The following is a 293-nucleotide window of genomic DNA, read 5'->3' on the forward strand; positions in this document are numbered from 1 at the left end:
CGGCTGGTCTTTTTGGCGGCGGGCTTCTTTGCGGGAGCCTTGGCAGCGGGAGCAGCGGCCTTGACAGGCTCCGCCTTCACCTCTTCGGCCTTAACAGGCTCAGCGGGCTTGTCCTCAGCCTTTGCAGGCTCCTCCACGGGCTTTTCCTCCACAACGGGCTCTTCCTTGACCTCCGGCTTTGCCTCCTCTGCAGGAGCGCTCTCGACCACAGGTGCAGCCTCTACCACGGCCTCCTCTGCCTTCTTGGCAGGGGCACGCTTTGCACGGTCCTTCACCTCGGAAATGGTCCACAG

General features: G+C 63.5%; 1 pseudogene. It reads right to left on the reverse strand.

The annotated features are described in order from the left end of the window. Positions 1–293: pseudogene (locus tag P0G09_RS19785) on the reverse strand (translation initiation factor 3); the annotation flags it as partial.

Source organism: Faecalibacterium sp. DFI.5.82 (assembly GCF_029076575.1).
Lineage (GTDB): Bacteria > Bacillota > Clostridia > Oscillospirales > Ruminococcaceae > Faecalibacterium > Faecalibacterium duncaniae.